This is a genomic window from Methylobacterium sp. WL64 (assembly GCF_008039945.1).
Classification (GTDB): domain Bacteria; phylum Pseudomonadota; class Alphaproteobacteria; order Rhizobiales; family Beijerinckiaceae; genus Methylobacterium.
In genome coordinates, this window is the sequence record NZ_VRVA01000039.1 from 13,344 (window position 1) to 34,862 (window position 21,519).

Below are 21,519 nucleotides of genomic sequence, written 5' to 3' on the forward strand. Positions count from 1 at the left end.
CTTTGCCGGAGAGAACGGCGGCGCGCCAGATCCCCGCGGGCTCAGGTCGTCGGCATCGCAGCGCTGACCCGCACCGTGATGGCCTTGGCGGCCGGCGTCTTGGACTGCTCGTCGTAATGCCATAGGGGCAACAGCACGTTCAGTTCTGGATAATAGCCGCCGCAATTCCCCTGGGGGATATCGTAGGCGATCACCCGCAGGCCGCCGACGCGGCGCTCGACCTGGTCGCCGGCCACCGCTTCGACATCGACGGAGCCGCCATCCTTCAGCCCAAGCCGGGCGATGTCGGCCCGGTTCATGAACAGGATGTCGCGGGTGCCCTTCACGCCGCGGAAGCGGTCGTCGTACCCGTAGACCGTGGTGTTGAACTGGTCGTTCGAGCGCAACGTGATCAGGTCGAGCACGTCGGGCCCATGCTTCGGCAGGTCGGGATCGGCCTCCAGCCCCGCGGGGACGGCGAAATTCGCCTTGCCGGTCTCGGTCTCCCACTTCCGGTCGCGGGCGCCCAGCGGCTTGGTGATCCCGCCGGGCCGGAACATCTGCCCGTTCAAGTCGTGGAACACCTTGGGGTAGGTCGCCTCGATGGCGTCGCGCACCCGGCCGTAATCGGCGACCCACGCATCCCAGTCGATCCGCGGGTTCGGCGGCACCGTCGCCTTGGCGATCTCGGCGACGATCCAGGGCTCGGAGCGCACCTCCGGGCCGACCGGGTCAGACACGCCCCGGGAGCCGTGGAAGCGCGCGGTCGAATCCTCCATCGAGACCGCCTGTGGGCCGGTCGCCTGCTGGTCGATCTCGATGCGGCCGAGGCACGGGAGGATGTAGGCCACGTCCCCGTTCACCAGGTGCGAGCGGTTCAGCTTGGTCGAGATCTGAACGGTGAGGCGCTGTCGGCGCCAAGCAGGCTCCATCCGCCCGGTATCGGGGATCGCCCGCAGGAAGTTGCCGCCGAGGCTGACGAAGGCTCGGACGCTGCCGTCCAGGATGCCCTCGCAGGTCTCGACGGTGTTCAGGCCCTTCTCCCGCGGCGGCTCGAAGTCATACAGCTCCTTGAGCTTGTCGAGCGGCGCCAGCTCCGGCTTCTCGGTGATGCCGACCGTGCGCTGGCCCTGCACGTTCGAGTGGCCGCGCACCGGGCAGATCCCGGCCCCGGGCTTGCCGATATTGCCGCGCAGGAGCAGCAGGTTCACCAGCATCCGCACCGTCTCGGTGCCCTTGCGGTGCTGGGTCAGCCCCATCCCGTAGATGCCGATCACCGCCTTGGCGCGAGCGTAGGCTCCGGCCGCGGCTTCGAGGGCCGGGCGCGTGAGACCGGAGCGACGCTCGATCGCGGCCCAATCCTCACGATCGCAGAACGCCACGAACTCCGCGAAGCCGTGGGTGTGCTCGGCGATGAAGGCGTGGTCGAGAATGGCGGGTCGGCCCGATGCGGTGGCCTCCCGGTCCATCGCGAGCAGGGACTTGCACAGGCCGGTCAGCGCCGCGAGGTCGCCCCCGGCCTTCACCTGGTGATACTGCGTCGAGATCTTGGTCGCCGAGCGCGTCAGCATCTCCACCGGCGATTGCGGGTTGGTGAAGCGCTCGAGCCCGCGCTCGCGGAGCGGGTTGAAGGTGATGATCTGCGCGCCCCGGCGCCGGGCTTCCTGGAGCGGGTGGAGCATCCGGGGCGCGTTCGAGCCGACATTCTGGCCGAAGAAGAAGATCAGGTCGGTGGTCTCGAAATCCTCCAGCAGCACCGTGCCGACTGGCGCGCCGATCGATTGCGGTAGCGCCACCGAGGTCGGCTCGTGGCACATGTTGGACGAGTCGGGCAGGTTGTTGTTGCCGTAGAGCCGGGCGAACAGCGCCCACATGTAGCTCGTTTCGAGCGAGGCCCGCCCGGAGGCGTAGAACACCGCCGATTTCGGATCCTCGTCGCGCAGCGCCTTCAGCTCCCGTCCGATCTCCGCGAAGGCCTCCGTCCACGGGACGGGCCGGTACCGGTCGGTCTCGGGATCGTAGCGCATCGGATGGGTGAGGCGGCCCTGCTCCTCCAGGGCATAGTCGCTCCAGCCGAGCAGCTCGGTGACGGTGTGGGCGGCGAAAAAGTCCGGGGTCGCCCGGCGACGGGTCTGTTCCCAAGCCGTCGCCTTGGCGCCGTTCTCGCAATACTCGAAGGCCAGGGGCTTGGCCGGCTTCGCCCAGGCACAGGACGTGCACATGTAGCCGTCCGGCTTGTTGTGCTTGAGCAGCATCGCCGAGCCGGTGACCGGTACGCCCTCGCGGGTCAGGATCTCCACGAGGGAGCGGGCGGAGCCCCAGCCGCCTGCCGGGCCGTCGTAGGGTTCGATCCGTACGTCGCCGGTGTTCTGGTCGGTCATGCCGTCCTCCTCCCGGCACGACAGCGTCCGGACCGAGGGGAACGCGCGAGGATGCGGGTCGGATCACGGGCGCGTCACCGCGGCGTCGATCGGCTTCCGTCCCGGGTCCCGCGGCGCTACCCTGGGCCGGCGAAAGACTCGTCCCAGGAGAATTTGATGGCCAGCGTCGACGTTGAGATGGTGAAATGCGCCTGTCAGGACTGCGTGTGCGTGGTCCAATTGACCAAGGCGGTGTCGCGGGACGGCAAGGCCTATTGCTGTGACGAGTGCGCCGACGGCCACAAGGATCACGCCGGATGCGAGCATGCCGGCTGCGCCTGCCACGGCTGAGCCGCTCGCCTCCGCGCGGACGGGACCACCGCCGCGCAACGCTTCGGGGCGCGGTCCCTAATCCGATGCGCCCGCTGTCCGCCGAACCGGTATCCGCTCCGGCGGACAGAGATCCACCCCGTCAGGAGACGGCCGCGAGCTTGTCGGCCATGGACTGCTCCTTGTCCCGGCGGGTCGAGAAGATCAGCGTGAAGAAGGTCCGCTCGACGCCGAGTTCGGCGAGCCTGGCCTCGCAGCGTTCCGCCAGCGCGCAGACCTCCGATAGCTCGGCTTCGATGTTGGTGCCGTTGGGGTGCATCGTGGCGGTCAGGCCGCTCGCCTCGATGATCGCCTTGATCTCACGCACGTAAGGCGAGACCGACGGACCGACGCCCATCGGCACGATGCACAGGTCGGCGGATACCTTCATGGCGATGCTTTCCAAAGGTCGGAGCGCTCCGGATCGCGGGACGCGGCCGGGTGGCGGGCGCGTACGATATCACGAAGACGGCGCCCGCTCGGGCGGACGATGCGGCCAGGCCGCCACGCCGTATCCCGGGGCGGCGTAAGCGAGCGCGTTGCATGAAGGACTGAGAGCCGTCCCCGATTGCACCGCGATCGGGAGCAGCTCTAAGGGCGGCCGTCGCGTTCGTGAGACATCTGCTTGGGGTGTGACTTCGACCAAGCCAGGGGCGGCGACGGCGGGTTGGTCTCGAAGATCGTGCGTCCTGCCAAGGCGTTGACGATGACACCGCTGCGCCAGGCCATGAGGCTGAGCTGCGGCTCCGCGATGCCGTGGCTCACGAGGCCGCCGTTGAGGACGAAGAGCCGGTGGCCCGCCGGACCGTCCCAGGTCGCGGCGAAGTCGGAACCGATCTCGGGCCGGCCGTCCGCGTCGAGGACGAGGCGGTCCCGCAGCGGATCGAGGCAGGCTGGCAGCGCGTATCGGTAGCCGGTGGCCAGGATGACGAAATCGGCATGCGCAACCTCGATGCCTCCGTCGAAGCCGTTGCGCATGATGAGGCGGTAGCCGCCGACCCGGTCGACATCGAGCACGGTGCGGTGCGGCAGCAGGCTCGTGGCGAGGGGGGCCTCGGCGAGGTGCCGCAGGTTGTAGAGGCGCCTATAGATCGCCTGCAGGGTCGCGCCCAAGATGCCGTCGCCGGCGAGCTTCTGGCGTGCCACCGTGGAGCGGCGGCGGGCATCCGGCAGGGTGTGGAAGCTCTCGACGTAGCCGGGCGTGAACAGCTCGTTCGTGAACGGGGTTGCGTCGATCGGCTGGAAATTCGGGCGGCGGCTGATCCAGGTAACGGCGGCCGGCGCGTCCGATCCCCGGTTCAACAGGTTCAGCACGATCTCGGCGCCGCTCTGCCCACCGCCGATCACCGCGACCCGCCGTCCCTCGACCCGATCGAGGGCGAAGGCGACCTGAGAGCTGTGGACGTGGTCGCGCGGGTCGAGCTTCTCCGCAAAGGCGGGCAGGCTCGGCTGCAGTCCGACGCCGAGGGCCAGGTTACGCGCCCGCACGGTCCCCCGGTCGCCGTCGAGGCGAAAGTCGCGTCCTTCGAAGCGGACCTCACGGATCGCAGTGCCGAAGCTCAGGCTCGGCAGCCGGGCCGCGACCCAGGCGAGGTACTGCGCGAATTCCCGGCGCGGCACCGCCTCGAACTCGGCGTTGAGGAACTCGTAGAAGCGTTTCTGCGCCACGAGGTAGGCCAGGAAGCTCCAGGGACTCGTCGGGTTCACCGCCGTGACGAGGTCCTTGAGGAAGGACGTCTGCAGCGCGACGTCCGGAAGCATCATGCCCGGGTGCCAGTCGAAGGCCGACGCGCGGTCGAAGAACTGCGCGTCGAGGTCGCCGACCGCGTCGAGCTGCGCCGCGAGGCTCAGATTGAACGGGCCGATTCCGATGCCGGCGAGGTCGAGGGGGTGGTCGCTCATGATGCGCGGGCTCCTGCCTGTATGCCTGCCCTGTCGTCGTGCCCGGTACCGGCCTCCCGGGGGATGGAGGCCTCCGCGCGATGGAGCGGGTTGATCAGCGGACTGCCGAGCCGCGGCACCGGTCGCAGATTGGAATCGGAGTAGCCGAGGCTGAGCCGGACGCGGTTGATGCAGATCCGCGGCACGGTCGGCGCGAACAGCTCGAACTGGCGGAACCGGTCGGCGAGGTCGGGGTGCCGTGCATGGTAGCGGCGCAAAACCCGCGCGAGCGCCCCGTAGAAGGCGGCCTCGGGAAGGCCGTCGCTGCGCAGAAGCGCATCCGAGACGAAGCGCAGCAGACTGGCGAAATGGCCGGTCTGCAGGTGCTGCAGCAGGTGCGCGGCCGGCCGCCGCAGGAGGGTCTCGCGCACGCCTTCCGGCAGGTCTGCGGCCTCGGGGAAGTCCTGGTCCACGAGATCGGCGTCGCCCTGGAAGTCCTTCAGGGCGACGCCACAGGGCACGCCGCCCTCCAGGATCAGCGTCACGTTCTGGCCGTGGGCGATGAAGCCGACGCCGTAGCGGCAGAGGAAGTGGTAGAGCGGGACGGCCACGTGATCGAACAGCCGCTCCAGCCACGCCTCCGGGGCGAGGCCGGAGCGGGCGATCAGGCTGGACACGAGCGCGCGGCCCGCGGCATCCGCCTTCAGCAGCGCGCCCATCATGAGGGCGGATCGGCCGGGTCCGAGGCGGCTGGCAATGCCCTCCCGCCAGATCACGCCCAGCATCTCACGGTACTGGTAGGGCGCATCCGCGATCCGCTCGTAGACGGGGTGCGGATAGAAGGCGCCTGCGCGTTCCCGCAGGATCACGGTGCCGGCGAGCGCCGGATCGCGCGCGGCCTTGTCCGCCAGCCAGGTTGAGAAGGCCGGCCCGATATTCATGTACTTGCCCGGCACGCCCCGCCAGGCGGAGGTGTTGAGGATCGTGAGCGCCAGTTTCAAGTCCAGGCGGCCGTCTGCATCCGCGCAGGCGAGCGTCCGCAGCGATTGCTGGGGCCGGTAGCCGCGGCCGAAGGTCCCCAGGGGAACGAGGCGCCCAGCCGCGATTTCGCCTGCGAAATGCAGGGCGATCTTGTTGTCCCACTGCCAGGGATGGACCGGCACGACCAGATGGGTCGCGGGATCGGCCCCGCGTGCGGCGCAGGCCTGCGCCAGGCGCGCCCGTTCCGGCCCGTCGAGGGCGTCGGCCAGGAGGTCCGCCTCGGCGAGGCCGGGCTCCAGGCTGAGGCGGCAGGCGGTCCGGTCCGCCGCGACCCAGAACAACTGGATCTCGGGTTGGAATTCCGGCGCGTAGGCCTCGTAGTCGGCCAGACCCCAGCCGATCCGCCCCTTGCTGGCGGGGGCCTTCGGGTGGCCGTCGAGATAGGCCTGCAGGACCCGGTCGCTCAGAGCGAGGAGATCCGGCCCGGTCATGTCCCGGCCGATCGCCGCGATGCGGGCATCGGCCATGAGGGTGCTCAGCACTTCCGCCGCATAGGCGCAGAGGGTGGCGGGCTCGATCTCCAGCGTCCGGCTTGCATCCACCAGGAACCCGGCCGCGTCGCCGGCCGGGTTCACCCGGGTGCCCGCGATGCGGAACAGGCTGGCCGGATCGATCGCGAGGTTGCCCCAGATCCGGCGTTCGGCCGCGAAGCGGTAGGCGATCCCGCCGTCGAGGCGCAGCAGCCACTGCGTTCCGGCCCGGTCCGTCGGCTCGGGTATGAACGCCTCCTCGAACGCCAGTTCGGAGATCGTCTCCGCGATGAGCGCACGATTGAGATCGAGCCAGAACGGCGCCGTCACGGCCGCGCCACCCGGCAACGGTCCGACGCTCACAGGGGAACCTCGCAGAAGAAGCGCTCGCGCTCGCAGCAGACCAGGGCCGCGCGCTTGTGGGGGAAGTCGAACTCCTTCAGCGTCTCGTAGGCCGCATCCCCGCAATAGCTCAGCATCTTGCGATGCGTGGCCCGCGGCTCGCCCATGATCCGCCCGGTACGGGGCTCGTCGAGGAAGAGGTAGTGTGTGATGGCCCTGAACCAGGCGAGGGTCTTCAGCCTTCCCAGGTGCGCGACATTGCCGATCAGCCCGTGCCAGCCGCGGTCGAAATCCTCGGCGTCGTAATAGGGCCCGAGCCGATCCTCCTTGGCCCAATAGAACTCGAAATAGCCGACCGGCACGTCGTCGAAGCTGCCGATCACCCCGAACAGGTGCGGGTCGTCCTCCTGGTCGGCGAGGTAGCGGTCCAGGTCCGCCTCGCTCTGCGCGAGTTCCCAGTAATAGGCGACGCGCTTCTGGTTCATCCAGCCATGGAACAGGCCGAGATCGTGCCGCCGGTCGATGGCGCGAAACGACAGGGTCGTGCCGAGATGCGGCAGCCAGCGCCGGTAGAACGAGCCGTTCGGCTGCGGCGGTCGCAGGGGTGGCAGCCGATCCTGCGGCCCGATCTGAGAGCGGATCAGCGGGTAGGCGGCCCGCGTTCCGGCCGTCAGCCAGAGCAGGGGGAGCTGGTAGAAGGACGCTCGCTCCACGACCGCGTCGGGCGCGGCCGGATCACCCTCAGTCTTCGCCGCCAGGGCGCGCAGGGACGCCGCCTTGCCGAGGCCGGGAACGCGCAGCCACCCGGCCTCCGGGCACCGCTGGAACGCGGCCTCGACCAGGGCCGCCACCACCGCAGCGTCGGCGGGATGACGGCCGACCGAGCCGTTGAGCGCCAGGAAGGCTTCGTCCGCATCGTCGCGCAGTTCAGCCTCCGCGATCCGGTTGTCGCTGCGCGATACGAGCAGCCGGGCCGTGCCGGCATCGGACGGCAGGCTTTCGATCACGAGATCGTCGCCGGTGGCGGCCCAGTGGCGGCTCGTCCCGGTCCAGCCGTTCAGCGCCGTCCCGGTTACGGCTTCGATGCGGGCACGCACCGTCATGGCTTGGCGCCTGCCCGGGCGGACGGAGCCGCGAGCGGGTTCGGAAGGTCCACGTAGCTCGCCAGAGGGTCGGTCACGTCGGTGTTCTCATTGAGGTTGCGGAAGCAGATCTGGAAGTTGCCCTTGCTGCCCAGGGCCGGGGCATCGAGCAGCAGGCGCAGGCAGGTCTTGTCCCGGAGGTCCTTCCCGGCGAGCGCTTCGATGAAGCGGCGCATGGCCCCGGTGAGGGCGTCCTCCGGCGCTAGTCCGGCAATGCCGATGGCTCCGATGACGGCGAAGACGCTGTTGACCACGAGGTAGTAGGCCATGATCCGCGCAGCCTCCGCGGAGGTCAGGAGGTGCCCGGCCTCGAGGTCGAGCCCAGGGGCGGCCTCGCGGAGGGCCGGAAGGAATTCACGCACGAAACCCGTACCTTGGCAGTCGCGGAAGTAGGTTCTGACCGGCCAGCCATCCGCGAGTTCGAGGACCAGGTTCTGCTGGTGCGCGCCGAACAGCAGGCCGAGCGCGCACTGGATCTCGAGGATCGGCCCAACCGTGACGGCGAGGAAGCGCTCGAACCAGCGTAGGGCGACGGTCTCGACCGCGCCCGCTCCCTCTGCGCTCTCGCGGCCGGCGATGCGCAGGATCGTGTCGGCTAGCCCGCTGCCCCGCCCGTCGGGATAGATCTCGCAGAGAGCGGCCAGCACTGCGGCCGGCCGCTCGTCCGCCCCGCGGAACGGGTTATCGCGCAGCGCCACGAGCGTCTGCGGCAGCACGCCTCCATCGGCGCCACGCAGCGCGAGATAGGCCGGCTCGCCGAGGACGTGGAAGCACGGCCAGCGCGCGGCGATCTCGGCGCCGACCGGGCCGTTCAGCACCCCATCCACGACGAGGCCGCGCGCGCACTCGACGCTCTTGATGAGGCGCAGCGAGTTGGTGAGCCTGAGGCTCAGCGAATGCTTGAGCATGAAGCGCGCACCGGGTGCGTAGAGGCTGCGCAGCGATGTGGTTGCGTACCAGGGCCCGCCGGCCTGGCCGTGGTCGCGCAGGCGGCCTGCGCGGAACAGGGCGTCGATCTCGGGATCGAGCGCGAGCCGGGCGGCCTGCCAGGGATGGACCGGCAGGAGCACGCGGCCCTCGCACGCGGCAAGGATCGTCGGATCGAAGCCGGGATCCTCCGCGGCGAGGCCCGCGCAGAGGTCCGCCGCGCTCATAGCCCGCGAGGAACCCTGGACGACCGCCTCCGGCGCGGCCGACCACCAGCGCAAGGGAAAGCCCCGACCGTATTCCGGCGCGAAGGCGCGGGAATCGGCCAGCGTGAACTCGTCCCGGCTGCGCGGGGTTGGGTGCACGGAATGGCCGAACCGGAGCGCGCGCTCGGCTTCGCGGAAGCTCGGGTCGCGGCTCAGGAAGATGCCCGGTGCCGGGGCGCGGACGAGGATGTCCTCGATGGTGGCGAGGCTCTGAAAAAGGCGTCGCAGGAAGGTCGGCGCGGCCTGCGGGGCGGCCGGTCCGACGATGGCCGGTTCGTTCGCGACCGCTGCCGCGAACGCTGCGAAGGCCATGATGCGGGGCGGCTCGCCCGTGCGCAGCTCGCGAAACGGCAGCCTGAACATGTGCTGGCCGACGGACGAGACATGGGTGACCGCGATCTCGATCACTGAAGCCCGGCTCGGCAGCGGAATGCGCACCGTGCGACGCGTCGGATCGTCCTCGCGCGGCTCGGCGATCGCCAGAGTCCAGCCGGCCCATTCCCGCATCAGGCAGTTCAGGAAGCTGCGCGCCGATACCTGAGAAGCAACGTCGGCACATGAGATGTCGGCTTCAACCATACGACCCTCTTCATCTCGCGAAATTGGCAATATGCAAAAGCAAAACGAGATGCAATGGGCAATCAATACTATAGAATTGTTTTAAAAATACGATTTGGCGATTGCCACGCCGGTTATCGAGTCAATAAGATCCGTGCGCGGACGGAGGTGTCATGGTTCGGATCGATGCGCGCGCTCCCGGGGCTGGAGCAACCGGGCAGCTATCCCTCGCCGCGGCCTCGGTGGGGTTCGGACAATCGGCCGTGCTCGCCCTTGTCCCCGTGGCGGCCGAGCGCACCGGGCTCGACGCGGTCGCGATGGGGGGCGTCGCCTTCGCCGGGGCGGTCGCATTCCTGGTCTGCGCGCCGGCCTGGGGGAATGCGGGGATCGGTTGGCGTCTGCGCCGGCTGTTCGCGGCCCTCGCCGCCCTGATGGCGCTCGGCCACGGCCTGTTCGCGCTGGCCCTGACGGTGCCGGCTCTGCCCGTCGCTGGAGCCCTGGTGCTGCTCGTCGCCTCGCGGATCGCCTATGGGGCGGGGGCCGCCGGGGTGATGCCGCATGCCCAGGCCGCCGTGCTGGGGTCGGTGGCGGAAACGGCGCGCCCGGCGGCGCTCGGTCGGCTCGGTGCCGGTCTGTCGGCAGGGCGCATCCTCGGCTCGCTGGCGATGGGCGTCGGGGTGTTCGGGACGGCCGTGCCCCTGGTGGCTCTGGCGGCGAGCCCGCTGCTCCTGCTGGCCGCGCCCGACCTCCCGGGCGTCAGCCCTGGCGCCAGGCCGGCGGGAGCGCATCGCGGCCGCGTTCTGCGCGCGGCCGCGCCGCTCATGGGGATCGGCTTCGCCCTGACCCTTGGCCTCGGCCAGATCCAGATCGTGCTCGGCTTGTTCCTGCAGCAGCGCTACGGCCTCGACGCGGCGGGCGCTGCGGGTCTTGCCGGCGCGACCTTTGCGCTCGTCGCGGTGACGATGATCCTGACGCAACTCGTCCTGGTGCCGCGCCTCGGCCCGAACCTGCGGAGCAATCTCGGCGTCGGGCTTGCGGGTTTCGCCGCAGGTGCAGGCGTGATCGCCTGTGCTCCCGCCGCCTGGGTCGCCGTGCTCGGGACGGTCGTGGTGGGCGCCGGCATTGCCCTGGCGACCCCGCATTACACCGCCGCCCTGGTCGCCCGGGTGCCCGGGTACGCCCAGGCCGCGGCCGCCGGCTGGCTCGCGAGCGTCCATGTGCTCGGCCAGGGGATTGGAGCCCTGTGCGGCGGAGCGGCGTTCCGGATCGCGCCCGCGCTGCCGTTCTGGACCTGCGCGGCCTTGGGCCTTGCCCTGATCGTTGCCGCCGCGCGGCTGCGCCCGGACGATCCCCGTCATCCGGTGGCCTGACTGGCGCGGCCCGTCCCGAGCAGCCGGACGGTCGCCACCGTGGCGAGGCCGGACAGGAGCGTCGCGAGCCCGAAAAGGGCGCCGTAGCCGAGGAGGTCGGCGAGCTTGCCCGAGATCAGCGAGCCGACGAGGTAGACCACGAGCTGCGCGCAGGCGAGGATCGTGAAGTCCGTGCCCGGCTGTTCCGCCGAGGACACCGCCATGAACAGGCTGTAGAGCGCCACGATCTCCATGTAGCGGATCAGGGTCTGGAACCCCGCCGCGCCGAACAGCGGCCACAGGCCGACCACGGCCCCGAAGGCGTGCGCCGTGAACAGGGCGAAGCAGAGGGTCCGCAGCCCGCCCAGCAGCCCGAGGGTCGCGGCCGTGCCGTAGCGGCGGACCAGCAGCGCCGCGACGCCGGAGCCGGCGAGCCCCGCGGTCATCGCCGAGACGCCGGACAGGTAGCCGATCTTGTCGAGGGGAACGCCGGCATCGACCAGGTAGGCGCCCTCCATGGCCTTCACGAGCCCCTCGCTCACCCGGTAGGTGAGCGCGACCCACAGGATGGTGTGCACATCCGGCCGCCGCAGGAAGGCCCGGATCGAGGGCCGCGGCGCGGTGGCGCCGGTCTCGGGCGCACCCTCGCGCATGGCGAAGGCGGCCAGCAGCGGCGGCACGGAGAAGGCCGCCGCGCTCAGCAGCATCCCGGTCCAGCCGACATGATGGTAGAGGACGAGGCTCAGCGTCCCGCCGACCACAACCCCGAGGGCGACCGAGCCGCCCTGTATGGCGTTGCCGATGGCGCGATCCTCCGGCCGCAGCCGCTTCACGGCGTAGCCGTCCGTGGCGATGTCCTGCGTCGCGATCAGCAGCGCGGCGAGGAAGCCGACGCCGATGATCCCGGGCACGTTGGTGGGCCCGAGCGGCAGCATCGCGAGGATGCAGCCGATCACGCCGACCTGGGTCATCACCACCCACCCCGCCCGGTGCGCCCGCGCGAAGGGCCGTACCCGGTCGATCAGCGGCGCCCAGAGGAACTTCAGCACGAGGGGCAGGAACAGGAGGCTCAGATAGCCGATCGCCGCCCGGGACACGCCGGCCTCGCGCATGATCGGCGGGAGTGCGGCGGCGATCAGGTAGGAGGGGATCGCCTGCGCCATGTAGAGGGCGGCGAGCACCGCGAAGAGCGAGAACCGCTCGCGCCGCCCGTCGGGCGGAACGGTCACGGCGGCGGGGGCCGAGGAGGCTGCGCTCATGTCAGGTAGGCCCGCGCGGAGGCTCGGGCGGCGGGCTCGTCCGGGGCGATCGCGATCGGGAAGTTCCAGAGCCGGCGGAACACATCGGCGCCCGCCTCCTCGAAGCCCGGCCGCACGATCACGAGGCCGCGGCAGTGCCGCTCGAGGTCGGCGCGCGTCCGCTTGAACCAGAGGGCCTGCGCCTTCTCGGAGGCCGCCGAAAGCTTGCCGACGCCGCCGAGCAGCAGGATCAGGGCGAACGGTTCGGTCCGTGCGCCCACCTGCTCCAGGGCCTCGAGGTAGGCGGTCTCGTCGCCCGGCTCGGTCGGGCCGAGATAGCGCAGGACCAGGAGGTCGTCGGTCTCTTCGAGGGCGACCATCCCTCAGAAGGTCCTGCGGTAGCCGACGGTGACGGTGCGCCCGAGCCCGAAGACGGTCAGGTTGCGCACCGAGGTCGCGGTCGGATTCCAGTAGGCGCGGTCGAACAGGTTGTCGACGGAGGCGTAGAGCTCGCCTCCGGCCAGGGGCGCGCCGACCGCGGCGTTCACCGTGAAGGCGTCCTTCAAGCGGAAGCGGGTGCCGATGAGGTCGATGCGGGCGTCGCGGCCGCTGAAGCCCTCACCCTCGACCCGGAGCGAGACGCCGTTCGCGAACAGGTAGGTCCCCGAGAGCGTGCCGTGGAAGGGGGCGCCGATGCGGTTGTTCGGCAGGTAGCTGTCGAGGCGCCCGTCCTTGTTGGTGTCGTAGCGGCCCTCGCGGTAGCCGAGCACGGTGCCGAGATTCAGTTGCTCCGTGACCTGCGCGTTCCCGGTGAACTCGACCCCGTAGATCATCTCCTTCTGCTGGCTCAGCTTGTTGGTGAGCGGGTCGAACGTCGTGCCGTCGTCGGAGGTCGACACGAACCCGCCCAGGCTCCCGGAGAAGATCCCGCTCCGGCCGCGAACGCCGAAATCGTAGGAGTTCACGATCTGCGCCTGCGGGGCGATGCTGGAATACGCGATGGTGGTGCCCGCCGGCAGGCAGAACGGACGGGTGATCGGGCAGGCATAGGCGAGGGACAGCCCGGCCCGGCGCGTGAACGCACCGATATCGGCGAGCGCGTAGCCCTGGCTGAAGCCGCCGTAGAGGTCGATGCCCGGCAGCAGGTTGAAGGTCGCGCCGGCGTTGAAGGTCGGGGCCGAGTAGGAGAACGTGCCGCCGGTGACGTTGAGGGCCGGCAGCACGAAGGTCGAGTAGCCCAGCGCGTTGCGCGCCGCGCTGGCCGCGAAGGTCGTCGGCCGGGTGAAGCCTGCGACGTCGAGGTCGAAGTGCTCGTAGCGCATGCCGGCACGCACGGTCAGCCGCTCGCCGATGGGCAGCTGGAGCAGGGCGAAGCCGGCGTAGCTGTTCTGCTGCAGGGGCGTGAACACGTCGCTGCCGTCCCGCGCCCGCTGTCGGGTCGATTCCGAGATTATGTCGGAGCCCCAGGTCAGCTTCAGCCCGGGCAAGAGGGCGCTCAGGTCTGTATCGAGGGTGAGGTTGATGCCGCCGCGCTCGGTCGCGAGCGCAGTCTGGTTGGCCAGGCTGGTGGGCGCGGTGGGGATGAACGAGTAGGTGACGAACGGGTTTGCTGGATAGGCGAATTGCGAATAATTGAAGCGCTTGTTGATGTCGTTATAGAAACCGAGGATCGAGAAACTGCCAAGAGGCGTATCCCGATCCGTATAGCGCAAATAGAGTGAGCGCGTATCCTCGGCGACCGGCAGGCCGATATAGCTTCGCGCGTAGTCGGGCCGGGCGAAGGAACCGCTGTAATCCGTCAGGTAGCGCGGATCCTGGTTGAGCAGGATCTGAGTGAGGCCGAACTCGACGCGCTTGGTGAGATCGAGGTCGTATCCGAGCCGCAGGTTGATGTTGCCGAGCTGGAAGCGGTCGGCACCGCCCTGGCCGAGCTGACCGTCGGAGGGCAATTCCCGGCCCTTTCCGTCGAAGGTGCGGGTGGCGAACCGACCGGAGCCGGTGAACGCGTAATCGACGCCGTCCGGCACCTTGCCGGTCACGCTGATCGAGGTCTCGGGCGCGACGCCGTGAACCGGGTCGGCCGTGAAGGTCCGGATCGCCGTGTTCACGGTGACGACCGGAGCCCCGTCCGTCGGGCGCCGGGTGATAAAGTTGACGGTGCCGCCGGTCGCGCCCGCGCTGTAGAGGCTGGAGGCGCCGGCCACCACCTCGATCCGCTCCACCGAATTAAGGTCGATCAGGTTGAGGATGCGCGAGACGTCGCGCAGCGGCGTGTTCACGGGCACGCCGTCGATCAGCACCAGGAGGTTGCGGCCCCGGAAGCTCTCGGAGGCGCTGGAGATCGTGCCGTTCGGCACAGAGAAGCCCGGCACCAGCTTCGAAAGCACCGCCGAGGGGCTCGAGGTCAGGGCGAGCTGCTGGCGGATCTGGTCGCGATCGACGACCTGGACGCTCTGCGGCACGTCCTCGATCCGGCGCGGCGCGCGGGTGGCCGTCACGGAGATTTCGTCGAGGGCGACCACGGGTGCGGCGGTCTCGGCCCGGGCCGGCCCGGCCAGGGCGGTCCCCGCACCGAGGATCGCGACGAGACGAATGGTACGCATGATTGTCAGACCCACCCCTGCGATTCCGCGTCGGAACGCCTTCCACGACCGCCGAGCCGGGTCCGACGTGTAAAGAACGCCAGAAATCGACGGCCAGCCAGTTTGAAACTTGTCTAATTTAAGATCATCGCGACTTTGGGCGCCGACACGTTCGGTTGAAGATGCCTAAAGTCTCGACATGTCTAGGCGGCTCTAGCATGGTGATTTCGAACCCGCTTGGACTCGGGCGCGCAAGAGTATGGACTGCTGCGCAGCTGCAGGGTGAGGGAGGGCGCGATGACGAAACGACTTTGCTTGGCCGCCACGTTGCCGGGAAACCCGGTTTGGCCACCGCGATGAGCGCCACGGTGCAGGCCGTGACCCGCGGGGCGGCAGCCGGCGTCGTCCCGGAGTCCCGCGCGGACGCCGATTCCCTTCCGTTCCGGGGCCGGACGGCGATTCGCATCGTTCCGGACCTCGGCATCGCCTCGGTGTTCGAGCCGTCCCGTTCCTGGCGCGACGAGGGCCCGGGCGAGCGCCTGCTGCTGGTGCGGCCTGCGATCGGGCGCCTCCAGGTGACCCAGGGCGGGAGCACGGTCGCCTGCTGCTCCAGGGACGCGCTGCTGGTCGCCACGAGCCGGGACGCCGTCTTCGACGCACTGGGGGTCGACCGGATCGACCTCCTGGCGATCGACCGGCAGCGTCTGACCGGTCCGCTCGCCGCGCTGGAGACCGGTCACATCCGGCGGATCGGGCGGGACCATCCGGGGCTGCAGACGCTGACCGTCTACGGCGCGAGCCTTCTGCGGGGCCTGATCCCCGTGGGGGCCGCGGGCATCGCGGACCTCGTCCGCGAGCACCTCGCCCAGTTGCTGGCCTACATCGTGCGCGAGCCCGGCGTCGCGATCTCCGCGCCCGGCCCGAGCCGGCGAGACCTGCGGATCCAGGCGCTTAAGGCCGAAGTGGAGCAGCGCCTCGGCCGGCCGGACCTGAGCCTGGAGGCGGTGGCGCAGGCCCAGCAGATCTCCAGCCGGCAGGTCCAGGCGATGTTCCAGGCGGAGGGCGAGACCTTCTCGGGCTTCGTCCTCGCCCGCCGCCTCGACCGGGCGATGCAGCGCCTGACGGATTCCGAGGATGCCCGTCCGGTCAGCGCGATCGCCTTCGATGTCGGATTCGGCGACCTGTCCTACTTCAACCGCACGTTCCGCAAGCGCTTCGGTCTCACACCGTCACAGGTCCGACGGTCGAGCGGGACCATCGACCACGGTCACGTTCGCGGGCGTGATCGCGCGATGGATCTTTGAGAGCGTTCGCGGCCGGGAGGCGCGCAGACCAATCCGATATGCTGCCGCTGCCATCGGCTTCCGACGGTGAGACGGCGTGGAGCGGGTACCGGGAATCGAACCCGGGTATTCAGCTTGGAAGGCTGCTGCTCTACCATTGAGCTACACCCGCGCGGGCGGATCGTTAGCACGCCGTCCGGCCCGTGAGAAGACGGTCTCAGGCCAGGCCGAGCGCGGCCCGCGCCTCGGCGGGGCTGGCGACGTTGCGGCCGTGGCGGCGGACCGCTTCCGCAGCGAGGCCGACCAACTCGGCGTTGCTCGCCGCCAGCCGGTCCTTCGTCACCCGGATGTTGTCCTCCAGGCCGGTGCGGACCGCGTCGGCGCCGCGCGCGAGCGCCCAGTCCATCACGACCGCCTGGTTGCGGCCGATCCCGGCGGCGGTCCAGGTGGCTTCGGGCAGGATCCGCCGCGTCTCGGCGAGCAGGATGTCGAGCAGGTGCTCCTCGGCCGGCATCGCGTTCTGGACGCCCATCACGAACTGCACGTGCGGGCGCGCGTCGATCAGGCCCGCCTCTACCAGCCTCCTGGCGCCGTGAAGGTGCGACAGGTCGAAGATCTCGATCTCCGGCCGCACCCCGTGCTGCTTCATCTGACTCGCGAGATCGGTCACGAGGCCGGCGCCGTTCTCGTACACGATGGTCGGGAAGTTCACCGAGCCGGTGGAGAGCGAGGCCATGTCGGGACGGTGCTTCAGCGAGAGTCCCCGGGCGGCCGGATCGCGCCCGCGCCCGCCGGTGGAGAACTGCACGATCATCCCGGGACAGTGCTTGCGCAGCCCCTCCTGCACGGCGGCGAACTTGTCGGGGTCGGAGGAGGGCGATTCGTCGTCGTTGCGCACGTGGATATGGGCCAGCGTCGCGCCGGCCTCGAAGGCCTGTTGCGTCGACTCCACCTGCTCGGCCACGGTGACCGGCACGGCCGGGTTGTCCTTCTTGCGCGGCACCGAGCCGGTGATCGCCACCGCGATCACCACGGGCGCCTCGCTCGGGGATCCTGCCATCGCGCCTTCTCCCTGATCGTCCGTCTGGTTCCGGTCCGGGATAACGTCGCGCACCGGGAAACTGAACCGCCCGGGCGGGACATCTCGGCGCCGGTGACAGGGTGAAACCGGGGGCTCGTTTGACCCTCGCACCACGCGCGGCCACAACGGGGCGAGCCGGCCCACGCCCTCGCCCTGAGGCTCGCTGCGCCCACACATCGCGGATGCGGGCGTGGATCGGAGAAGGGGTGTCTCAGGGCCTGGGCGCAGTCGAGGCGAGCCGCCATTCGAGCGGCGAGGAACACGATGATCGACACCATCCTGGTCCTGAACGGGCCGAACCTGAACCTGCTCGGCAAGCGGCAGCCGGAGATCTACGGGCGCGAGACGCTGGCCGATGTCGAGGCCCTGTGCCGCGAGACCGCCGGCGGCTTCGGGCTCACGGTGGATTTCCGTCAGAGCAACGCAGAGCACGCGCTGATCGACGCGATCCAGGCCTTCCGGGTCGGTTCGGCCGGCATCGTGATCAATGCCGGCGCCTACACCCACACCTCGGTGGCGATCCTCGACGCGCTCAACACCTGCGAGGTGCCGGTGATCGAGTGCCACATCTCGAACGTCCACCGGCGCGAGTCGTTTCGCCATCATTCCTACGTCTCGCTCGCCGCGACAGCCGTGCTGGCCGGTTTCGGGACGCACGGCTACGCCCTAGCGATCCGGCATCTGGCGCAGCTGCGGGCCCAAGCCGGCACGGCCTGAGCGGCGGATAGCGGCCGGTTCAGGGTTGACGCTGGCGGAGACAGGGCGGAGGAGACCGGTCAGGCCTTCCCCATCCTCGCACTCGAGACCGGTCGCCGGCGGAGAGTGCCCCCAGCGGAGCGCGCACGCCGCATGACCACGTCGTTCCTGCCCATCGACCGGACGCTGATCGCCCGCGAGGCGGCTAAGATGTTCCTCGAGATCCAGGCGGTCCATTTCTACAAGGACGAGCCGTTCAAGTTCACCTCCGGCTGGGCCAGCCCGGTCTATATCGATTGCCGCAAGATCATCTCGTTCCCGCGCCTGCGCTCGACACTGATCGACTTCGCCGCCTCGACGATCGTGCGCGAGATCGGCTACGAGACGCTGACCCACATCGCGGGTGGCGAGACCGCCGGCATCCCGTTCGCCGCCTGGATCGCCGACCGGCTGATGCTGCCGATGCAGTACGTGCGCAAGAAGCCCAAGGGCTTCGGCCGCAACGCCCAGATCGAGGGCGAGGTTGTGGAGGGCGCCCGGACCCTGCTGGTGGAGGATCTCGCCACCGACGGGCGCAGCAAGGTGAACTTTTGCCAGGCGCTGCGGGACGCCGGGGCCCAGGTCGATCATTGCTTCGTGCTGTTCTACTACGACATCTTCCCCGGCAGCGCCGCGCTGATGCAGGAGATCGGGATCAAACTGCACTACCTCACCACGTGGTGGGACGTGCTGGCGGTGGCCAAGGAGATGGGCACCTTCGACCCGAAGACGCTGGCCGAGGTCGAGAGCTTCCTGAACGCGCCGGCCGACTGGTCCGCCGCCCACGGCGGCATTTCCGCGTTCGGGCAGGCCTGAGGAGTCCGCCGCGATGAGCGTCGCCGACCTGTTCCCCGCCGCGCAGCCGCCCGCTTCCACGGCGGCCGACCGGATCACCATCCGCCGGCCGGACGACTGGCACATCCACCTGCGCGACGGCGCGATGCTGAAGGCGGTGCTGCCCTACACGGCGGCCCAGTTCGCCCGGGGCATCATTATGCCGAACTTGGTCCCGCCGGTGACCACGGTGGCGGCGGCGCGCGCCTATCGCAAGCGGATCCTGGCCGCGCTGCCCGCCGGCCTCGATTTCACCCCGTTGATGACCTGCTACCTGCGGGACGACACCGACCCGGACGAGATCGAGCGCGGCTTCGCCGAGAAGGTCTGGATCGCCGCCAAGCTCTACCCGGCCGGCGCGACGACGAACTCCCATGCTGGCGTCACCGACCTGATCGGGCTCGCGCCCGTGCTGGAGCGGATGGAGCGGATCGGCATGCCGCTCCTGATCCACGGCGAGGCCACCGATCCGGAGATCGACATCTTCGACCGCGAGGCGGCGTTCATGGAGGGCAGCCTGATCCCGCTGCTCGCCCGCCACCAGGGGCTGAAGGTCACCGTCGAGCACGCGACCACGGCCGAGATCCTCGACGTGGTCCGGGCCAACCGGACTCGCGTGGCGGCGACGATCACGCCGCACCACCTCGTCATCAACCGCACCCACATCTTCCAGGGCGGTCTGCGCCCGCACCTCTATTGCCTGCCGGTGGCCAAGCGTGAGCGGCACCGCCTGGCGCTGCGGGCGGCCGCCACCTCCGGCGAGGCGTGCTTCTTCCTCGGCACCGACACCGCCCCGCATGTCCGCGGCGCCAAGGAGGCGTCCTGTGGCTGCGCCGGTGTGTTCTGCGGCCCGACCGCCTTGCAGACATACGTGCAGGTGTTCGACGAGGAGGGGGCGCTGGACCGGTTCGAGGCCTTCGCGTCACTGAACGGCGCGCGCTTCCACGGACTCGCGCCCAACGCGGCCACCGTCACCTTGGAGCGCCGGGAGAGCCGCGCCATCGAGGCGGTCGCGGTGGAGGCCACCACCGTGGTGGTGTTCCGCGGGGATGAGACGCTGCCTTGGGCGGTGGTGGCGTAGAGGCGGGAACGGGCTTGGTGCTCGGCATCGCCTGCGGTGTCGGCCACTGCGAGCGACTGGCGATGCGCCTCAGCTTCGAACGCCGATGTCCGGACGTCGGGAGCCGAGATCTGAACGGGTCTCAGCCCCTCAGCACGGAAGCGCGCACGGTCCTTGCGACCCTTCAGGCGCAGAGACGCGGAATCTAACAGATTCGGCACAAATCGCGTGCGCCTCGAGGGTGACAGGTCATGTCGGCGAAGACAGACGGTTTTCCCTCGCGCCGACATTCTGTAAGCCGCCTACCGATCCGGAGACCCGACCATGCAGGATGAGCGACAGGACGGCATCACGGCGCTCGGTGCCGTGGATCTCGCGGCTGCCATCCGCGGCCGGGTCGTCTCCTGCGTCGAGGTCATGCGCGCGTACCTGGAGCGGATCCACCGGCTCAATCCGCAGGTCAACGCCATCGTCGGGCTTCAGGACGACGCGGTGCTTGTTCGAGAGGCCGAGGCGCGGGATGCCGCCCTCGGGCGCGGCGAGGACGTCGGGCCGCTGCACGGCTTCCCGCTCGCCGTGAAGGATCTCGATGCGGTGCGCGGGCTGCCGTTCACTCAAGGTTCGCCGATCTTCGCCGGCCGGATTGCCGAGGTGGACACGATCATGGTCGCCCGGCTGCGCGCGGCCGGGGCGATCTTCATCGGCAAGACCAACATCCCTGAGTTCGGCCTCGGGTCGCACAGCTTCAACCCGGTCTACGGCGTGACCGGGAATGCCTACGACCCGGAGAAGAGCGCCGGCGGGTCGAGCGGCGGGGCCGCTGTGGCGGTTGCGCTCAAGCTGCAACCGGTGGCCGACGGCAGCGACTTCGGCGGGTCGCTGCGCAACCCTCCGGCCTTCAACAACTGCTTCGGGCTGCGCCCGAGCTGGGGCCGGATCCCGGTCGAGACCAAGGACGTGTTCAGCCCGGGCCTGTCCGTGCTCGGTGCGATCGGACGCAGCCCCGCCGATATCGGCCTGATGCTGTCGGTCCAGGCCGGCTACGATCCTCGCTGCCCGAACACGATCCGTCAGGACCCCTCCGCCTTCGCGAGCCCGCTGGCCCGGGATTTCCGCGGAACGCGGATCGCCTGGCTCGGGGATTTCGACGGCCAGATCCCGTTCGATCCCGGGGTGCTCGAACTCGGCCGCGCCGCTCTTGCCACCTTCACGGAGATCGGATGCGTGGTCGAGGAGGTCGCGCCCCGGTTCGACATGGAGGCGCAGTGGCGCGACTGGCTGACCCTGCGGGCGCTGGCGGTCTCGGCCTCGCTCCGGCCGTTCTACGACGAGCCCGCCCACCGGGCGCAACTCAAGCCGGAGGCCGTCTGGGAAGTCGAACGCGGCTTGGCGCTCACCGCCGACCAGGTGGTCGCCGCCCTGGAGGCGCGCACCCGCTGGTACGAGACCCTGCGTCGCTTCATGGAGCGCTACGATTACCTGGTCATGCCGAGCGCACAGGTCTTCCCGTTCGACAAGAACCTGCGCTGGCCCCGGGAGGTCGGCGGCCGCACGATGGACACCTACCACCGGTGGATGCAGACCGTGATCCCGGTGACCCTCTCGGGCCTCCCGGCCCTCGACGTCCCGGCAGGCTTCGGCGAGACCGGTTTGCCGACCGGTATCCAGATCGTCGCCCGGAACCACGGCGAGCTCGCCTGCCTCCAGCTCGGCGCGGCCTACGACGCGGCGAGCAACTGGGTGCGCCGCCGGCCGCCGCCCCTGCACTGAGCGCGGTCGATCCTCAGCTTACGCGTTGACCGGTTGTCAGGTCTCCGGTATGAGGCCCAACACTTCACGCGCGACTGACCTGAATCCGATCCTGGATTCATCGATCGCCGCGAGGCAGGCTCGGATATCCGATGAACGCGGTTCTTATTGTAGCGGAAGCGTCACCGACGGGGCGGCCCTAAACCAGGGCTGCAATCCGAGCGGTGGCGCATGCAGGGTCCCTAGGGGCCCTTTTTTATTGCCCGCTGCCCG

General features: G+C 69.7%; 17 protein-coding genes, 1 tRNA gene and 1 pseudogene. 7 read left to right on the top strand and 12 right to left on the bottom strand.

Going from position 1 to position 21,519, the window contains the following annotated elements; translation table 11 throughout:
* Positions 1–41: 41 nt before the first annotated feature.
* Positions 42–2,360, bottom strand: a complete 2,319-nt coding sequence (locus FV242_RS17200) for an FdhF/YdeP family oxidoreductase (RefSeq protein ID WP_147939762.1) — start codon at positions 2,358–2,360, stop codon at positions 42–44.
* A gap of 156 nt (positions 2,361–2,516) precedes the next feature.
* On the opposite strand from FV242_RS17200, the gene FV242_RS17205 reads away from it, so the two are divergent.
* Positions 2,517–2,690, top strand: a complete 174-nt coding sequence (locus FV242_RS17205; RefSeq protein ID WP_147907165.1) for a metallothionein — start codon at positions 2,517–2,519, stop codon at positions 2,688–2,690.
* Positions 2,691–2,811: 121 nt separating this feature from the next.
* On the opposite strand, the gene FV242_RS17210 is transcribed toward FV242_RS17205, so the two are convergent.
* The 5 genes from FV242_RS17210 to FV242_RS17230 form a co-directional block, all read right to left on the bottom strand.
* Positions 2,812–3,099 (bottom strand): MTH1187 family thiamine-binding protein, encoded by a 288-nt coding sequence (locus FV242_RS17210; protein WP_092043425.1) that lies wholly within the window; start codon positions 3,097–3,099, stop codon positions 2,812–2,814.
* A gap of 200 nt (positions 3,100–3,299) precedes the next feature.
* Complete coding sequence (locus tag FV242_RS17215; protein ID WP_147939763.1) at positions 3,300–4,610, bottom strand: lysine N(6)-hydroxylase/L-ornithine N(5)-oxygenase family protein; 1,311 nt, start codon at positions 4,608–4,610, stop codon at positions 3,300–3,302.
* Positions 4,607–6,463, bottom strand: a complete 1,857-nt coding sequence (locus FV242_RS17220) for an IucA/IucC family siderophore biosynthesis protein (RefSeq protein ID WP_246692746.1) — start codon at positions 6,461–6,463, stop codon at positions 4,607–4,609. The genes FV242_RS17215 and FV242_RS17220 overlap by 4 nt, the downstream gene beginning before the upstream one ends.
* Complete coding sequence (locus FV242_RS17225) at positions 6,460–7,545, bottom strand: GNAT family N-acetyltransferase (RefSeq protein ID WP_147939764.1); 1,086 nt, start codon at positions 7,543–7,545, stop codon at positions 6,460–6,462. Before FV242_RS17225 ends, FV242_RS17220 begins: the two co-directional genes overlap by 4 nt.
* Positions 7,542–9,356: an IucA/IucC family siderophore biosynthesis protein gene (locus FV242_RS17230; RefSeq protein WP_147939765.1), complete on the bottom strand. Its 1,815-nt coding sequence runs from the start codon at positions 9,354–9,356 to the stop codon at positions 7,542–7,544. Before FV242_RS17230 ends, FV242_RS17225 begins: the two co-directional genes overlap by 4 nt.
* Positions 9,357–9,508: 152 nt before the next feature.
* Here FV242_RS17230 and FV242_RS17235 point away from each other — a divergent pair, with 152 nt between their 5' ends.
* Positions 9,509–10,705: an MFS transporter gene (locus FV242_RS17235; RefSeq protein ID WP_147939766.1), complete on the top strand. Its 1,197-nt coding sequence runs from the start codon at positions 9,509–9,511 to the stop codon at positions 10,703–10,705.
* Here the strand turns inward: FV242_RS17235 and FV242_RS17240 are convergent.
* The 3 genes from FV242_RS17240 to FV242_RS17250 are packed head-to-tail and all read right to left on the bottom strand — an operon-like array spanning position 10,690 to position 14,525.
* On the bottom strand, positions 10,690–11,943 hold the full coding sequence (locus tag FV242_RS17240) for an MFS transporter (protein ID WP_281407074.1): 1,254 nt from the start codon (positions 11,941–11,943) through the stop codon (positions 10,690–10,692). The genes FV242_RS17235 and FV242_RS17240 overlap by 16 nt on opposite strands.
* A complete protein-coding gene (locus tag FV242_RS17245; RefSeq protein WP_147907171.1) occupies positions 11,940–12,302 on the bottom strand; it encodes a hypothetical protein in 363 nt (120 codons plus the stop codon). Before FV242_RS17245 ends, FV242_RS17240 begins: the two co-directional genes overlap by 4 nt.
* 3 nt (positions 12,303–12,305) lie before the next feature.
* Positions 12,306–14,525 carry a TonB-dependent receptor gene (locus FV242_RS17250; protein WP_147939767.1) on the bottom strand — a complete coding sequence of 740 codons (2,220 nt, stop codon included), beginning with the start codon at positions 14,523–14,525 and terminating at the stop codon, positions 12,306–12,308.
* A 323-nt stretch (positions 14,526–14,848) separates the two neighbouring features.
* Between FV242_RS17250 and FV242_RS17255 the strand changes: the two genes are divergently transcribed.
* Positions 14,849–15,808, top strand: coding sequence for an AraC family transcriptional regulator (locus FV242_RS17255; RefSeq protein ID WP_187278460.1), 960 nt, complete (start codon positions 14,849–14,851; stop codon positions 15,806–15,808).
* A gap of 77 nt (positions 15,809–15,885) precedes the next feature.
* Here the strand turns inward: FV242_RS17255 and FV242_RS17260 are convergent.
* Together FV242_RS17260 and FV242_RS17265 are read right to left on the bottom strand one after the other, a co-directional pair.
* Positions 15,886–15,959: transfer RNA gene (locus tag FV242_RS17260), tRNA-Gly, on the bottom strand.
* A gap of 45 nt (positions 15,960–16,004) precedes the next feature.
* Positions 16,005–16,847, bottom strand: coding sequence for a 3-keto-5-aminohexanoate cleavage protein (locus FV242_RS17265; RefSeq protein ID WP_147939769.1), 843 nt, complete (start codon positions 16,845–16,847; stop codon positions 16,005–16,007).
* Positions 16,848–17,132: 285 nt separating this feature from the next.
* Here FV242_RS17265 and aroQ point away from each other — a divergent pair, with 285 nt between their 5' ends.
* The 3 genes from aroQ (at position 17,133) to pyrC (ending at position 19,518) form a co-directional block, all read left to right on the top strand.
* Positions 17,133–17,585 carry a type II 3-dehydroquinate dehydratase gene (gene aroQ, locus FV242_RS17270; protein ID WP_147907175.1) on the top strand — a complete coding sequence of 151 codons (453 nt, stop codon included), beginning with the start codon at positions 17,133–17,135 and terminating at the stop codon, positions 17,583–17,585.
* Between the two features lie 132 nt (positions 17,586–17,717).
* Positions 17,718–18,419 (top strand): orotate phosphoribosyltransferase, encoded by a 702-nt coding sequence (locus FV242_RS17275; protein WP_147939770.1) that lies wholly within the window; start codon positions 17,718–17,720, stop codon positions 18,417–18,419.
* 13 nt (positions 18,420–18,432) lie between these two features.
* On the top strand, positions 18,433–19,518 hold the full coding sequence (gene pyrC / locus FV242_RS17280) for a dihydroorotase (RefSeq protein ID WP_147939771.1): 1,086 nt from the start codon (positions 18,433–18,435) through the stop codon (positions 19,516–19,518).
* A 26-nt stretch (positions 19,519–19,544) separates the two neighbouring features.
* Here pyrC and FV242_RS17285 read toward each other — a convergent pair.
* Positions 19,545–19,787, bottom strand: a pseudogene (locus FV242_RS17285) (antitoxin MazE-like protein); the annotation flags it as partial.
* Positions 19,788–19,821: 34 nt separating this feature from the next.
* Between FV242_RS17285 and FV242_RS17290 the strand changes: the two are divergent.
* Entirely contained in the window at positions 19,822–21,267 is a 1,446-nt protein-coding gene (locus FV242_RS17290) for an amidase (RefSeq protein ID WP_147939772.1), read from the top strand.
* The last annotated feature ends 252 nt before the right edge of the window (positions 21,268–21,519 follow it).

What these genes read in the sequence shown, in the direction of transcription:
- FV242_RS17245 (WP_147907171.1), bottom strand. Translation starts at nt 12,302, where the DNA reads ATGGTCGCCCTCGAAGAGACCGACGACCTCCTGGTCCTGCGCTATCTC.
- FV242_RS17215 (WP_147939763.1), bottom strand. Translation starts at nt 4,610, where the DNA reads ATGAGCGACCACCCCCTCGACCTCGCCGGCATCGGAATCGGCCCGTTC.
- FV242_RS17265 (WP_147939769.1), bottom strand. Translation starts at nt 16,847, where the DNA reads ATGGCAGGATCCCCGAGCGAGGCGCCCGTGGTGATCGCGGTGGCGATC.
- FV242_RS17230 (WP_147939765.1), bottom strand. Translation starts at nt 9,356, where the DNA reads ATGGTTGAAGCCGACATCTCATGTGCCGACGTTGCTTCTCAGGTATCG.
- FV242_RS17205 (WP_147907165.1), top strand. Translation starts at nt 2,517, where the DNA reads ATGGCCAGCGTCGACGTTGAGATGGTGAAATGCGCCTGTCAGGACTGC.
- FV242_RS17250 (WP_147939767.1), bottom strand. Translation starts at nt 14,525, where the DNA reads ATGCGTACCATTCGTCTCGTCGCGATCCTCGGTGCGGGGACCGCCCTG.
- FV242_RS17210 (WP_092043425.1), bottom strand. Translation starts at nt 3,099, where the DNA reads ATGAAGGTATCCGCCGACCTGTGCATCGTGCCGATGGGCGTCGGTCCG.
- aroQ (WP_147907175.1), top strand. Translation starts at nt 17,133, where the DNA reads ATGATCGACACCATCCTGGTCCTGAACGGGCCGAACCTGAACCTGCTC.
- FV242_RS17290 (WP_147939772.1), top strand. Translation starts at nt 19,822, where the DNA reads ATGCAGGATGAGCGACAGGACGGCATCACGGCGCTCGGTGCCGTGGAT.
- FV242_RS17240 (WP_281407074.1), bottom strand. Translation starts at nt 11,943, where the DNA reads ATGAGCGCAGCCTCCTCGGCCCCCGCCGCCGTGACCGTTCCGCCCGAC.
- pyrC (WP_147939771.1), top strand. Translation starts at nt 18,433, where the DNA reads ATGAGCGTCGCCGACCTGTTCCCCGCCGCGCAGCCGCCCGCTTCCACG.
- FV242_RS17225 (WP_147939764.1), bottom strand. Translation starts at nt 7,545, where the DNA reads ATGACGGTGCGTGCCCGCATCGAAGCCGTAACCGGGACGGCGCTGAAC.
- FV242_RS17235 (WP_147939766.1), top strand. Translation starts at nt 9,509, where the DNA reads ATGGTTCGGATCGATGCGCGCGCTCCCGGGGCTGGAGCAACCGGGCAG.
- FV242_RS17200 (WP_147939762.1), bottom strand. Translation starts at nt 2,360, where the DNA reads ATGACCGACCAGAACACCGGCGACGTACGGATCGAACCCTACGACGGC.
- FV242_RS17275 (WP_147939770.1), top strand. Translation starts at nt 17,718, where the DNA reads ATGACCACGTCGTTCCTGCCCATCGACCGGACGCTGATCGCCCGCGAG.